This window comes from Pseudoalteromonas sp. SG41-1 (genome assembly GCF_014164575.1).
GTDB lineage: Bacteria > Pseudomonadota > Gammaproteobacteria > Enterobacterales > Alteromonadaceae > Pseudoalteromonas > Pseudoalteromonas rhizosphaerae.
Genome location: NZ_JACJFL010000127.1, coordinates 1 through 360 on the forward strand (window position 1 = coordinate 1; position 360 = coordinate 360).

At 35.8% G+C, this 360-nt stretch carries 1 rRNA gene; it reads right to left on the reverse strand.

The annotated features are described in order from the left end of the window. Positions 1-283 precede the first annotated feature (283 nt). Positions 284-360: ribosomal RNA gene (locus tag H5203_RS22585) — 16S ribosomal RNA — on the reverse strand; the annotation flags it as partial.

Here is a 360-nt window from a genome sequence, read left to right on the forward strand (position 1 = left end):
ACGGGTCTTTGTTTCGTGACAGTTTAACTTCGCCAGAAGTTAATATTGAATACTAAAGTAGATACCAATCAACAAACGTAAACGTTCATTAAATGGCACTGAATGATACTGCTATCATTCTTTTTTACTTTTGAAAACTCTGTACAAATACACTGTATTCATACGAATTTTATTATCAGCTTTTCCAAATTTTTAAAGAGCATATTAATTAGTTATCCCAAAGGGTAAAACTAATTAACAATCATCTGTGTGGACACTACGAACAAATAAGTTCTAAATCGTATAAGGAGGTGATCCAGCCCCAGGTTCCCCTAGGGCTACCTTGTTACGACTTCACCCCAGTCATGAATCACTCCGTGG